8 protein-coding genes and 1 riboswitch are annotated in these 14,133 nt (G+C 53.7%); of the genes, 1 reads left to right on the top strand and 7 read right to left on the bottom strand.

The window, feature by feature from the left end:
* The coding region (locus AC0MA3_RS17275; protein ID WP_474657100.1) for a transposase at positions 1–264 on the top strand (264 nt) is incomplete at its 5' end.
* A 26-nt stretch (positions 265–290) separates the two neighbouring features.
* Here AC0MA3_RS17275 and AC0MA3_RS17270 read toward each other — a convergent pair.
* The 7 genes from AC0MA3_RS17270 to AC0MA3_RS17240 all read right to left on the bottom strand — a co-directional run bounded on the left by AC0MA3_RS17270 (position 291) and on the right by AC0MA3_RS17240 (position 13,954).
* Entirely contained in the window at positions 291–7,109 is a 6,819-nt protein-coding gene (locus AC0MA3_RS17270; protein WP_474657099.1) for a DUF6531 domain-containing protein, read from the bottom strand.
* Positions 7,110–7,134: 25 nt separating this feature from the next.
* Positions 7,135–9,183, bottom strand: a complete 2,049-nt coding sequence (locus tag AC0MA3_RS17265) for an S-layer homology domain-containing protein (RefSeq protein WP_474657098.1) — start codon at positions 9,181–9,183, stop codon at positions 7,135–7,137.
* 51 nt (positions 9,184–9,234) lie between these two features.
* Positions 9,235–9,327: riboswitch (cyclic di-GMP riboswitch) on the bottom strand.
* A 233-nt stretch (positions 9,328–9,560) separates the two neighbouring features.
* Positions 9,561–9,797 (bottom strand): DUF6953 family protein, encoded by a 237-nt coding sequence (locus AC0MA3_RS17260; protein WP_474657097.1) that lies wholly within the window; start codon positions 9,795–9,797, stop codon positions 9,561–9,563.
* A 151-nt stretch (positions 9,798–9,948) separates the two neighbouring features.
* Positions 9,949–10,992: an ABC transporter ATP-binding protein gene (locus tag AC0MA3_RS17255; protein WP_474657096.1), complete on the bottom strand. Its 1,044-nt coding sequence runs from the start codon at positions 10,990–10,992 to the stop codon at positions 9,949–9,951.
* 41 nt (positions 10,993–11,033) lie between these two features.
* On the bottom strand, positions 11,034–11,834 hold the full coding sequence (locus AC0MA3_RS17250) for an ABC transporter permease (RefSeq protein WP_474657095.1): 801 nt from the start codon (positions 11,832–11,834) through the stop codon (positions 11,034–11,036).
* Positions 11,831–12,754, bottom strand: coding sequence for an ABC transporter permease (locus tag AC0MA3_RS17245; protein ID WP_474657094.1), 924 nt, complete (start codon positions 12,752–12,754; stop codon positions 11,831–11,833). Before AC0MA3_RS17245 ends, AC0MA3_RS17250 begins: the two co-directional genes overlap by 4 nt.
* Positions 12,755–12,841: 87 nt before the next feature.
* Positions 12,842–13,954, bottom strand: a complete 1,113-nt coding sequence (locus tag AC0MA3_RS17240; RefSeq protein WP_379157904.1) for an ABC transporter substrate-binding protein — start codon at positions 13,952–13,954, stop codon at positions 12,842–12,844.
* Positions 13,955–14,133: the final 179 nt, after the last annotated feature.

Genomic DNA, 14,133 nt, shown 5'->3' with positions numbered 1-14,133 from the left:
GAGCTCGCTACCTTTTTCAAGTACCCGCCTGAGATCCGAAAACTCATCTACACCACCAATATGATTGAGAGTTACCATCGTCAGCTTCGTAAAGTAACAAAGGGAAAGAGCATCTTTCCTACCGATGAAGCTCTGCTTAAAATGCTCTATCTGGCCACCGTCGATGTCACTCAAAAATGGACAGGGCGAGTCCAAAACTGGGGGCAAATGCTGCTCCAGCTTTCGGTCTTTTTCCCCGATCGGGTCGGTCAACACTTGCGTTAAAATCGCGACTTCCCCCTCGGGGGAAACTATGCTTCAAAGAGTTTACACAAAATTATTGACAGACCCAAATTGTTATTCGTCTCCTTCTCCTTCCCCTTTTCAGGTAGTGGTACTGTAATATAAACCGGTTCTTCTGTAGATGTTTTCTTTCTTTCGTAATAGTATATCATCCCTGGATCTGTTGAATAATGTGTTTCAAGTACAATTTCTTTGGTTGGATCATATGGATGTTTTAATCTGACCTTATCGGGGTTCCATAAAACACCTCTCACAGCAGGTTTCCCCTCTAAGTTCAAACCATTTACATACTTGCTTAGTTGCGCTTTCCCATCAATATTCCTCTGGGCATTTTTATAATATGTGATAGGTTTCAATTCATAAACTTGGAGTGTTCCTTGTGTATTAATCACAAAGTCTGCGTAACCGTAAGTTCCATCTACATAGTTCACTTTGTAATTATATTGAAAAGCGTTGGGTCCTAATAACCCATTCATAATAGGTTGAAATGTATTCTTTACTTGCATATGAATTGCAGTACCATAGACTGGATCCCCAAACTTAGGTGTACTATCAATATCCTTATGTCCACTTGGATCCATATATCTTAATGGATTATTCCTTACATACGTATACAAATGCAAACTCTGCGGATTATCAATCTGCCCTTCATACGTATCCTCATTTATAAACCGCCCCACACTCGAGTCAAAATCCCGCGCCTGCGCATGGGAGTAGCCGCTGTAGTAATCATAGCCCAGGCTGGTGTAGCCGAACAGGTTGTCCGGGCCGGACCAGTTCAGGTCGAATTTCTTAGGTTTCTCGGTCTCTCCGAATTCGTCGTAGCGGTACCGTGCTGAGATACTGCCGTCCTGGCCTTCCAGCCCTATGACGCTGCCTTGGGCATCGCTCAGATAGTAGAGTGTCTTCAGTGCTGAACCTGACGCACTTGCTCCGCTAGCTCCAGGTGTTGGCTCCCAATCGTTGTCCGGGTCTCCACTGGCTAGGTAGCTCATGCTGATCCGCTCTTCACCGGCTCCGTACGTATAGGACTGCTTCCAGTTCTGTCCGTCTGCTCCGCTTGCGGTCAAAGGCTGCGGAATGCTCATGGTGATGTCATTGGTAAAATAAAGGTCTACCTGCTGCTTCTTGTACTGCGGTTCCCAGCCGTCGCGGTTACCGGCAGGATTGCCCGGCAGGTACGTATCCTGAATTGCACCGTCTCCGATCGTGGTCCGCATGCTGACCCGGTTGCCGTCACCGTCGTATTGGTACTGGGTGAAGTCACCGGACATATTGGTGTTCCCGATCAGGCGGTTCGAGGCATCCCACTCATTACTCTCCAGCACCTGCGGGCCTGAGGCCTTCGCTGCCTTCAAGAGCATCTCAGGACTCTTCGCTCCGTCTGCCCCATAGACGTCTGCGGTGACTCCCGTCCCAGGATTAACATTCGCTCCACCCAGTGCCGAGGCTGGATCTGCAATCAGCGATAACGGATCTAACAAGCCAGGCAACGAATTCGCATTTGCATCCACGCTTGCCCCTAGTCCGCTTGCATTCACATCGGAATAGACACTACCCTGCACCGCCATTCTCGGCGCGCTCGTCTTTGCTCTGAGCATTCTCAGCACCGCTTCGCTGTCAATCCCGGTGACTTCCAGCAGATTGCCGCGCGGGTCGTAGGTGTAGTCCTTGTAGTCGTTGCCTTTTTCGAAATGGGTCAGCTTGTTCGCCGCATCGTAGGTATAGCTCTCCAGGGTGGTGATACCCGCCTCTGTTTCCTCTTTACCCAGACGGTTACCGACTGCGTCGTAGGAATAGACCACAGTGGAGCCATTCTGCTTCTGCACTTGTACCAGCTGGTTCAGCGCATCGTAAGCGTAGTCTGAGATATCTGCCGGGCGCTGTGCACCGCTCGGGTTATCTTCATCGCTGCCGCCTTCCAGGCGCTCCGTGCGTGTTTTGTTGCCCGCCGGGTCATAGACATAGGTCAGTTGTTCCAACAGCCCGCCGCCTGGAGCCATATGCTTCATCTTCAGCAGTTGTCCCACGCCATCATAGCTGTAGGTGCTCTTCCCGCTGTTCGGTAGCAACTTCTCTATCAAGCGTCCGCCTGCATCATATTGGTAGCTGGTGATCTGGTGCTGTGCATCCGTAACCTGCTTGATCCGGTCCAGCTTGTCGTAATCATAACTGACCACGGTGTTATCCGGGTAGATGATCCGGCTGCGTTGTCCGGTTGCGGTCCATTCATAACGCACGTTGTTGCCGCGCGGATCAATGACCGAGGTTGGACGGTTCAGCGCGTCATAGGTATATCTGGTGTCTCCAGTGCTGTCCGTCATCGTCTGGCGGCGGCCCGCGAGGTCATATTTATATTTTACCGTGAGATTGGTGCCGTACTTAATCTGCTCCACTTGGTTGCCCTTATTATAGGCATATACGGTTGTGTTATTATCCGGTTCAGTGACCTTCTGCAGATTGCCGTTCTCATCGTAGGCGAGGGTGGTCTTCTCCTGCAGCGGATTCACCGATTCAATGACCCGGCCCAGTGCATCGTACTGGTAGGAAGTCACTGCTCCCAGTGCATTGGTCTTGTCCAGCAGATTGCCGGAGGCATCGTACGAATAATGGGTGGTGCTTCCCTCCGCATTCTTCACATCCGTCAATCGGCCCAGTGGATCATAGGTAAAGTTCGTCTCATGATGATTCGCATCCGTGATCTTCTCTACATTACCCCGGGCATCGTAGATGTAGGAGGTCTCATACCCAAGCGCATTGCGCACCCGTGTATTCCGTCCCAGCGCATCGTATTCGTAAGAAGTCTTTTGTCCTGCCGCATCTGTGAATTCAGTCATTAGTCCGCGGCCATTGCGGGTGACTGTAGTTTCCTCATTCAGCGGATTAAGGGTTCCCGCATCCAGACCACGGCTGTCGTATTTGGTTGTCCACACCGAATGGTTGGGATCAATCACCGCCACCTGGTTGCCGTTCTTGTCATACTGGTATTCAGTGACTGCACCAAGTGCATCGGTTACCTTCACCAGTTGTCCAAGCGCATTGTAGTCATAGTAGGTGCTGTTGCCTAGCGCATCCGTCTCTTTGATGGTATTGCCTGCCGCATCGTAGCGGTATCGCGTCTTGGCTCCAAGAGGATCGGTTACACTCAGCAGTTCATTGCGCTTGCTGTACGTGTAAGAGGTAATATTGCCTTTAGCATCTGTCTGGGTGAGCCTATTTCCGTTATCGTCATAGGTATATGTGCTCGTCTGACCTGCAGCATTCGTTACTTCCTTCAATTGGCCCACATTGTCGTAACTGTAAGAAGTAACTGCTCCGGCTTCGTCCTTCTCTTCTATGACGCGGCCAAGCGCATCATAAGTTTGGCTGGTGCTGTGCTGAAGTGCGTCTTCTGTGCCGTTTATCCGGTACACCTCGTAATTGCTAACGGTCTTTGTGCCAGCTTCATCGGTCTGCTCCACCGGATTGCCATTGGCATCATAGGTGACACTGCGGGTCTGGTCCAGCGCATTGGTGACAGCAACTGCACGGTCTTTCTTGTCATAACCGACGGCCTGCAGCTTGCCGTCCGCATCCTTGACCTGAGTGGTCCGGTGCAGGGTATCACGATCAATAATTGTCGTATATCCGCTTGGGTCTTTGATCTCCTTGGCGAATCCGTCGGCATCATTGGTGTAAGCCGTGGTATGGCCTTCCGCATCGGTCATGGAGACAGGAACTCCCTTGCTGTCCCTGATAATGGCGACTGTGCTGCCGAGGGCATCCGTACTTTTGACAAGGTTGCCTGCTGTATCATATTCATAGGCAGAACGGTTGCCTAAAGCATCAATCTCTTCAACCGGTCTGTTCAACGCATTATAGCGGGTAAGTGAGGAGTATCCACTCCCGTCCGTCATCTGCGTCTGATTCCCGCGCTCGTCATAGGCTAATCTGCTTTTGTTGCCGTTAGCGTCCGTAATTGCGGTTACGCGGTCGCTGCTGTCATAGCTGTATTTTACAATAGAGCCATTGGCTGCCCGCCGCTGAGCAACCTGGAAGTGATTATTCCACACATAGGCCGTATCCTGATGAAGCGCATTGGTCCATGTGGTCTTATTCGCGGTGGTGGCAATCGAGGAAGCCAATCCGGCAGCACTCACCGCTCTAGCATGGCTGGAACCCGCAACGCCGGCACCACTTTGGGAATAGGTCAAAATCGTCTTGCCTGCCCCTACTCCCGTATGGACGATAGGTGTCTGGTTCGGAGTCATATCTCCGCCAAGAACGAACAGGCCGCCGGTCTGTACATTCAGATTATTGTTGACACTTACGTTGTCACGAACGAACAGATCCCCACCGGTTACTGTCAAATTCGCCGTCTGGTTATTGGATACAATCCCGCCAACGACCATTTCCTGGGCAATGTTCATCTCTACACGAGTGTTGATCGATAAATCTCCGGCAATCAGGATCCGCTGGGCATCAATCGTAAGCCCCCCGCTGTTGTAGGTCAGACTGCCCGTCTGCAGCGTATCTCCCACCTTGACGGAAGAATCATTGTTGAGATGAATCGTTCCCCCGGACCACAGATTACCGTATAAGCCTTGAACCTTCTGCACATCCAGCGCCAGCTTAGTATTGGCATTCAGTCCCTGCTTCAGGATCAATGTGCCGTATACCCGCACGGTGATATCCTTATTCGTATTCATCCCGTCCACGATCAGGACTACAGGCTTGCTGGGCGATCCGAAGGTAACACTATCTTCCACATTCAGCTGGCCCGAACTGACCACTGCCGGTGAAGCACTGCTGGCCGCAATCGCACTTTGAATGTCAGCAATCCCGCCTGGAGCCGCAACCGCAGAGGCAATATAAGCATTCCGCTTGCTCTCAATCGTTCCGATACTGCCAGCCAAATAGCCGGCTATGAGCGGTTTCAGTCCTTCAACAATCTTGTATGCCGGTGCATGGGCGAGATTGTTCATCGTCCCGGATAGAATCACTTCATCCGAGTCGGGAATATCATGCCCGTTCGCAGGGTCAATCCCTGTCACACCTTCATCAGGCTCTTCTCCCCGGACCACTGGAGCCACTCGCCCTTCATAGCTGGAAGAACTCGCATTCCCATAAAAGTCGGTAAAGCTGGTCACACGCTGATGATCATCATAGGCTACGCTCATCGCCGCAGTCCCTTTGGGGTCTGTTACGCTGAGTACGTGATGGCTGCCATCATAGGTTAGATGGGTCGTGGCACCATCCACATCTGTAATGGAGATCAGGTCTCCACTTGCCGGACTGTAATGGAAGGACATCTGCCGGCTGGCCATATCCGTTACAGCGGTCAGCTTCCCTGCTCCATCATAACTTAAGCTCAGAGAGGCCCCGGCGGTACTGACCGTTTCCAGCTTCGTTCCCTGATAGGCAAGAGTAATAGTATTCCCGTTCAAATCCGTGACCGATTGCAGCAGCCCCTCCGTGTTGAACCGGTACCGATCACCTTGAGGCGATGTGAGGGTGTAGGCACCTGCAGATGGCGCACTTAGCGTCCAGTCGGTCCCGCGCGGGGTCAGATAATCTCCTCCGGACAAAGGCACATATTCAAAAAGCGAACCGTCCGGACTCCTAACCTCCACCTTACCGCTGCTCAGCGGGTTCAGCTTCCATTCGTAGCTATGATGCCATCCCAGGCCACTGACACCTGTGAACGGATCACGGCTCAGATAGCTCAGTCCGAATTGCAGCGGCATCAATGCCTGCAGCCGGATCGAATCACTCGAGTAGACAAAATCTCCCCGGGCCGGATCAACCGGCGCCTGTCCCGACGGGTTCACAATCCGCAGCCGGTCCCGGATGGCCGCTTCCGTAAATTGTGACAGATCCCCGCTGGAGATAACCCGGGTCGTCTGGGGATCAGTCAGCAAAATGGAGGTTAATCCGCTGATTGTTCCCGCTGAGGTCGCAGACAGGTTCAATACGGCAATGTCCTGCGCCTTTTCCTGCATGGCCTGAACCGTATCCAGCTTATAATAATAAGCCGCCAGAGCTTCCCAGCTGATTGAAAAAGCAGGGGCCGGCGCTCGCAATACCGCAAGCGGCTCCGAATACCCTGAGACCTCACCGGCTTTCTTCGCTCTCGCCGTGATATGCGCGGCTTCCCCCAGCTTGATCCCGATCTGCTGGCTCCATTGTCCTGCGCTGTTGACTGCAATATTGGAGAACAGCTTGTCCTCTCTAGTGGATGGGTAGTAGAGTTCCACTTCAAGCAGAGATCCTGGCTCAGCAGTCCCGGATACTACAGATTGACCGGAGACAGCTGGTTTGATCTGCAATGCTGCCGGAGGCGCTACTTCGTCGCCGCCAAGAATTTCAAAGCTGGCAATTTGCCCGTAATATACGCCAACTCCATTATATTCAGCAGGGGAGATGCAGACGTTGTAGCGCCCTTCATCCAGGGGCACGCCTCCGATCTTGCCATCCCACTCATATTTGTGAACGATGTATTCCCCGTTCAGCTTCGTGTCATATACACCGCTCGTAATCAGATCCCCGAGGATCGGGGCTGAGCCGTCTTTTTGCGGAGTACACAGGTTAATCTTCGTCTCATGTTTGTCTTGACCGTTATCCGCAGCATTAAAGCTGAAGGAGATGACCGCTTTATTCCCAGATTCCGGGTTAAGCTCACTCGGTTCAATCCGCATATTCGTTGCGGCAAAGACTGAGGATGTGAGGTTGGTAAGTCCCGGAAGAACCGGGAGATATGAGAGGACCAGCAGCAGCGCAAGCATGAGGTTCACTCGCGCCTTCAAGCTGCCGCTGCGCCACTTCCTTGTTATCGTTCGAAATATCATAGACTGATCTCCTATCCGTTATAAGTTATAGTAATTTCAGCTCGGCCAGCAGCTTGTACATAATAACTGCCGCTTCGGCTCGCGTAGATGAATCCTTAGGCTTCAAAAGCTGTCCGCTGCCCTGCACCAGCTTCTTCCCGACCGCAGCCGCTACGGATTCCCGTGCCCATGCGCTAATATTGCCATTGTCCTTGAATCCGGCGAGTCCAGCCTCACGCTTATCCAAATCCGCAGTAGCGGCCAGGCTTCCCGTAGTGCTGTCAATCGCCCGCATCAGCATCACCATCATCTGTTCACGGGTCAGCGGATCATTGCCCTGAAAAAGTCTGGCTTCTCCGGTTACGATTCCGGCCTTTGCTGCCGCCTCCACATACGCATAGGACCAGTTCGCAGCTGAAACATCACGGAAGGTCGCTGTATCCGGCTTCACCGGCTGTAATTGAAGCGCTGCTGCCAGCAGTTTGGTGAATTCAGCCCGGGTCAGGATGCCTTTTGGCGCATACACGGCTCCATTCATTCCATTCACAATTCCTCTGGCCGCCAGGACCTCTACGGCTTGCTGTGCCCAGTGGCCTGACAGATCCGTGAACCCAATGTCGCGCAGCATAACCGCATACAGTCCGGAGGCTGTAATCTTGGCCTGCACATAGCCTTCCTCTGCCGCAGTTACACCGCCAATATAGCTCCAGCTTCCCTTTGCCGGATCATAGCTGTAGATTCCAAGCTTCTCCTGCGCTGTCGTCCAAGGCTCTTCGTGCGGATATCTTACCGCCAGCTTTGCCGGGATGTGGAATGGGCTACTGGCTTGCACTTCCCAGACGGAACCTGCTTTTTGCAGTTTTTTGCCGTTTGCGTCGAGCAGTACCTTCGTATCCAGCTCTGCTTGAGCCAAGCTTACCGTGGTAGGATCCGGGAACGTTCCTGCTGAAATCTCCAGCCGCGCCCAGCCTTCCAATACAGACAAGGTACCTCCAGCACTGCCGATCACTTGACTGTCCTTGGCTCCGGTGACTACCGGGGTCTTCACTTCCGTAGCCGAACCCGTACCGGTGTTTGGAGTTGTTCCCGGACCGGTCGTGGTTGACCCTTGTAAATCAACCGATCCTATATAGTTATCACTCCTGCTGTACAGCAGCTTATCGCCGCTTATGCCGATCAGCTTAGCCCCTGTCTCTATCGCCGGCAGCCGTTCTACCGCATAGGTTGAGAGGTTTACTTGATGAAGTGTAGCCGTACCGTTCATGTCTTCCTGAAAAACAGCCCGCTTCTCACCTATGGACATAAAGGCATAATCTGTTCCTCCGGATTTCATCTCTGTGAGATCCACAGGCTGAGCCGTCAGATCGTTGATATTCAGCAGCACAACCTTGTTCCCGGAGGTGCTGTTCTTTTGCTTGAAGAGCACATAATTTCCGTTAAAAACAAACCAGTCCACGTAATTCGCTCCGCCCAGACTAACCAGCGCGCGTGTAACTCCACTGCTTAAATCCAGCAGACTAAGGCCCCCGTCACGGGCATTCTTATACACCACATTCCCATCAGCCAGTACCGGAAAGCGTCCCTCACCTAAGTCGGCTTCAAGGCCCGTAGCCAGATCATGATAGATCATGCTGCCGTAATTGTTGCGCTCATACCAGACCACGCCGACACCATCCGTAGTCGGATTCCCATAGGGGCCGGACTGCTTGTTAAGCTTGATACGGGTGCCTGTTGCAAGATCCGCAGTGTAGATATCCCAGTTGAGCGAGGATTCCGGCTCCGTTCCCTTGTCCGCCCACACGGCTGTGTTGCCGCCCACAGAAGGCGCATCCTTGGCAGATGAACCGGTCGTAAGCACTTTACTTGTTCCGCTGGCTTGACTTAGCACGTGCACCTGTTTGACCCCGTTCGCATCTGCTTCCAGCCACACAATCCGGTCACCGGATACACTGTAGTCCGTTCTGCCCGGGTCTGTCCCGGCTGCCGAAGCCAGCTTCGTGCCAAGCCCCCCGCTTAACAGGCCGCCAAGCATGCATACCACCGCCACTGCGGCCACCATGTACCGCGACAACTTCATTTCCCTTGCAAACCTCATTCACTTCTCTCCCCCAGCGCTATTTATAGGCACGCCAAAAAACCAAGTGCCTTGAGCGGCCCGGCTGCCCTAACATCCTTCCCGGATGAAGTAGGCCCGTGGCTTTGCGTCTCCGACTTTCGTACGGGTTTGCCTTTGTTCCAAACTCGGTTTTCTGTCCCTTTATCCTTATGTATTTGTGACTTTAGATGTATAGGACTCTATAATTATCGGAATTTATTCCTGTAAAATTAAGATATTCTATTCCTTCCTTATTTAGGGATACGGATATAGAAAAAAACCACATGGGGAGTAGTGCCCGCATGTGGTTCATGTCAGCTCCTATACTTGTTGAAGGGCCATACTGCTTCAGGTGAGGATGGCTATAGGGACCTTTATCAGGTCCAGGCCCACAGGAATCCGTCGCGGTCCCAGGCAATTCTTCCGGCATGCAGCTTGCGGAAGGCCTTCTTCACATCCTTGGACAACGAGGCATTCCCGTTCTCATTCACATACACAAACTGCTCGCCAAAATTGGCCTTCACATATTCTATCGCGGCGGTCTGGTGCAGGGTTCCCGTAAAACGGATCTCCTTGACCATCCACTCCGCTACATCTTGTGCGGTTGCTTCCATTAAGGTACTGCTCCTTCCTGTACATCCCTCTGTAACGCCTACTCATTGTACCATGAATAGGGCCCGCCGCGCGGCACGGGACTTGACGGGTAATGGACGAGGCAGCGGGCGGGCGATGGGCGGGGCGGGCGGGGCGACCATTACCTACCTCTCACGCCCCCTCCTGCTCCAGATGCAGCAGTTGGGAAGGATCCAGCAGAAGAGTTACAGAATCCCCTTCCTGTACCCGCAGCCAGCGGCCGTCATTGAGCAGGTCTACGGTCAGGCTAATACCCTCGGCCACGACAGTGGCGCGGATAATATTGCCCAGAACCGACACCGATATAACATGTCCGCGGACATCGGACATGCCGTCCGCATCATCCTGAATTGCTTCACCCTCCGGCAGCAGAATGACAGCCTCGGGACGGATCGCAAAACGGTCGGAACGGCTGTCAATTCTGCGGAACAGCGCGAGTGCCTCCGCCCGGCTGAGTACGTTATAGCTGCCCATGAACCGGGCAGCGAATTCTGTGCGGGGCGCCTTGTACAGCTGCTCCGGGGAGCCTTCCTGCACCACGCGACCCTGGTTCATGATGCAGATCCGGTCCGAGAGGATCAGCGCTTCCTCCTGGTCGTGGGTGACGAACAGCGTCGTCATCCCGAGCCGCCGCTGAATATCGCGGATTTCCGCCCGCAGATTCTTGCGGATTTTGGCGTCTAGCGCGCTGAGCGGTTCGTCCAGCAGCAGCAGCCTCGGCTGGACGGCCAGCGAGCGGGCCAGCGCCACCCGCTGCTGCTGTCCGCCGGACAGCGCCTGCGGATAGACATCCCGCTTGTCTTCGAGATCGACCAGCGCCAGCAGCTCTTCGCACCGGCTGCGCCGCGCCGCCGGAGCAACGCCGCGCATGCGCATCCCATATTCCACATTCTGACTGACGGTCAGATTGGGGAACAGCGCATAGGATTGGAACACCATGCCCACATCCCTGCTGCGCGGCGGCAGCTTCGTCAGCTCCTTGTCCGAGAGCCGGATGCTGCCGCTATCCAGCTCGGTCAGCCCGGCGATGCAGCGCAGGAGCGTGCTTTTGCCGCATCCGGAAGGACCCAGCAGCGTGACCAGCTCCCCCTCTGCAATGTTAAGATCCACGCCGGCTAATACTGGCGAATCGCCGAAGCTTTTGCGGACCCCCTGCAGCTTCAAAAAATCGTTCATTCCCCGATCCCTCCTTATTGTGGGCCTTCAGCCGCTAGGTCTTATTTCGCCTGGCTTTTGATCTTCATTCCAAGCTTCATCAGCACGGCCGACAGCAGCAGAATAAACACAAAATAGGAAATGGCTATCGCGCTGGCCAGATGTCCGCTTTCACCCACACGCTGGTACAAATAGACCTGAATCGTCTGGATATGGCCGCCCACCAGCATATTTGTCAACACGAACTCCCCGAACAGCACGGAGAAGGACAGCAGCGCGGAGACCATGACTCCAGGCCAGATATTCGGCAGAATCACATTCACAAAAGCCTTACGTCTCGGGGCCCCAAGCAGTTCGGCGGCATTCAGCAGCTCTACGGCAGATACGCTCAGCAGACTGTTGCGGATGCCCTGATACATATACGGCAGGATGACCACGAAATAAGCCCCAACCAGCAAATAAGCGGTACCCGAAATGTCGAACGGGCCGGAGGAATAGGTGCGGATCAGACCTACAGCCGCCACGACTCCCGGCACGGCGTAAGGCAGTACAACAATCCCCTTCATGAAGCTTTCCCAGCGCGGAAAATAAACCGTAATGACAAAAACAGCCGGCAGCATCACGGCAAGGCTGAGCAGAACGCTGATGATGCACAAATACAGCGAGGTCCACAGCGCCTTCAGAAAACGGATATCCTGAAACATGTCACCGAACCAGTTCATTGTCCAGCTCCGGGGCAGCAGTGTATTCTGCCAATCCTGGGCAAAAGCGTACAATCCCGTTGCCAGCAGCGGCAATAGCAAGTAGGCCATGAGCAGGAACATGAAGGTGCGCGGGGCAAAGCCCGCCTTACGGGTATTCATGATCCCGCCTCCTCACGGACTGCAGATAGGCGCCGTCTGGATAATCCGCTGCTGCGCTCCCGCCGCGCGGCGCTTTTGCCGCTGAATCCTTCCATCCGCCGCACCATCCGCTGATTGAGGAACACAGCCAGCAGCGTGCTTAGTGCCAGCAGAACCGCGAGTGTGCTGCCCATCTCCGGCTGGGTCACCACATCGCCGGCGACCAAAGAGCCGATGCGGACAGCGAGCAGATTGTAGTTCCCGCCAACCAGCGCATAGGCCGTGGCATACGCCCCCATTGCATTGGCGAAGAGAATGCCAAGTGTGCCGAAGATCGCTGGAGACAATACCGGCAGACCGACCGTTTTCCAAAATTGCCAGGGTCCTGCCCCGAGCAGGGCTGCTGCCTCTTTCCACTGCTCCCGGATGCCATAGAACGCCGGATATAGCAGCAATAAGGCCAGCGGAATCTGGAAATAGACGTACACCAGAATCAGACCAGACCAGCTGTACAGGTTAAATCCGTCAAATACGCTCCAGCCCCACTGCTTGAACAGCAGCGTGAACACACCGTTATTGCCCAGCAGAATAATGTAGGCAAAAGCCAGCGGAACCCCGGCAAAGTTCGAGGTCATGTTGGACAGCATCAGCAGCCGGTCCCGTACCGCAGGCGCAAAGCGGGTAATACAGTATGCACATAGAAGCCCTGCCCCCACCCCGATCAGGCTGGAGAGGACGGAGATCAGCAGGCTGTTCTTGATTGCCTGCATATAGTAGGCGCTGCTCAGCGCATGCCGGTAGTTACCCAGTGTGAAGCCTGCTCCGTCCGCGCTGTGGAAGCTGCCCGACAGCATGGAGAAGACGGGCACCACCTGAAATGCCAGCACCATCAGCACAAACGGAGCCAGGGCCAGTATCAGGCCGCGTTGTCTCTGTCTCATCCTGCACGCTCCTCTCGTTAAGAATAAGCAAACGGGCGCCTTAGGCATACAAGCTCAGGCGCCCCCGGTTTTTTTATGATGAAGCGGTTAGTTCAAATGCACAAGCACGCGTTCCTGCCACAGCTGCGGCAGGCTCTTCGCAGTTTCTTCCCACACTTTGTAGTCGCCAACCGGCTTCACATTCGTATATTCCTCTTGAGGCAGCAGCTTCGCAGCAACATCCTCCGGCAGCTTCACGCTGTCGCGGATCGGACGGGCATAGCCTTTGGCCAGATTGATCTGCCCTTCGTCGCTGAGAATATATTCACGCGTCAGCTTGGCTGCATTGGGATGCGGAGCCCATTTGTTGATGACCGTCGCATAACCGCTTACCACACTGCCTTCCTTCGGAATCGCAACGTTGAAGCCGTTCTTGTCGATCTGATCCTTATAGTTCAGCGCATTGAAATCCCACAGCAGCGTCACTTCCACTTCACCCTTCTCGATGTTGGCAAGTGAAGCTTCAGCATTGGAGAGCCGCCCTTTTTTGGCCAAGTCCTCGAAGAAGGCAATGCCCGGTTCAATGTTCGACTCATCTCCGCCAAAAGCAATCGCTGCAGCAAGCACAGCCATTTGTGCCTGGGCTGCTTTGGTCACATCACCTACAATGATTTTATAGTTGCCGTTCTTCAGGTCCTCCCAGCTTTGGGGCGGATCCGCTACCAGCTTCGTATTGGTCAGAAAAGCGATACTACCTTGATAACCCACAACCCAGTTGCCGTCCTTATCCTTGGCCCAATCCGGGATTTCGTCCCAGTGGGAAGTTTTATAAGGCTGGGTTACCCCTTTATCTGCTGCAACCGGACCGAAGGCGATGCCCACGTCGCCAATATCGGCTGTCGGTTTATCCTTTTCAGCTTCGAACTTGGCGATCTCCTCCGCACTCGACATATCTGTATCGGTATGTGTAATTTCATACTTGGCCGTAATATCATTCCAGGTATCCTTCCAGTTGGCCCACGAATCCGGCATGCCTACACTGACTACAGCGCCTTCCTTGGTAGCTTCAGCTTCGATTTCACTTAAGCTAAGCTCTTTGGCTCCGGCATTGCCGTTTCCTTCATCTGCTTTGGCTTCCGAGTTGGCACAAGCGGCAAGTAACAGGACGAGCAAGGACAACAGCAGACCCATGGATAAAAGTGCTTCGAATCTTTTCTTCATGATTTCCCTATCACTCCTATTTCTGATTTGCGGGCTCCCTCTCTGATCCAAGCTTATTCGTTGCCCAACTGAAGTATAGGTGGGCACTATTCGCCAGACATTAAGCTGAATAACAGCATTTGTAAAAACAACAGAAGTGCAATGCAAAAAGAGCCGTGCGCTAACACGACTCTCCATAG

The organism is Paenibacillus sp. LS-5 (assembly GCF_056121505.1).
This window is presented reverse-complemented; position numbering and strand designations above follow the sequence as displayed.